Raw genomic sequence first — 383 nt, 5'->3', positions numbered from 1 at the left:
AATTTGAGAGACTCACGAACAACTTTCGTTGTTCTGTGTTTCAATTTTCAGCTTGATCCAGATTTTTAAAGAGCAAATATCTCAAACATGACTCGTAAGTCAGTTTTGAGATATTAAGGCAGGTGACTTTCACTCACAAACCAGCAAGTGGCGTCCCCTAGGGGATTCGAACCCCTGTTACCGCCGTGAAAGGGCGGTGTCCTGGGCCTCTAGACGAAGGGGACACTGAAGTCTCAATCGCAAGACGCCTTGCTATTCACTTTTCATCAGACAATCTGTGTGAGCACTGCAAAGACCGTTTCTTTAAGGTAAGGAGGTGATCCAACCGCAGGTTCCCCTACGGTTACCTTGTTACGACTTCACCCCAGTCATGAATCACAAAG

Annotated in this window: 1 tRNA gene and 1 rRNA gene; both read right to left on the bottom strand. The window is 46.2% G+C overall.

Going from position 1 to position 383, the window contains the following annotated elements:
* Nucleotides 1-148 precede the first annotated feature (148 nt).
* Nucleotides 149-224: transfer RNA gene (locus NA624_RS23030), tRNA-Glu, on the bottom strand.
* Nucleotides 225-309: 85 nt separating this feature from the next.
* Nucleotides 310-383, bottom strand: a 16S ribosomal RNA gene (locus NA624_RS23025); the annotation flags it as partial.

It is taken from the genome of Salmonella sp. NW38 (assembly GCF_051807745.1).
Lineage (GTDB): Bacteria > Pseudomonadota > Gammaproteobacteria > Enterobacterales > Enterobacteriaceae > Salmonella > Salmonella enterica.
Note: the sequence above shows the minus strand (reverse complement) of the source record. Positions and strands in the feature narration are given on the sequence as shown.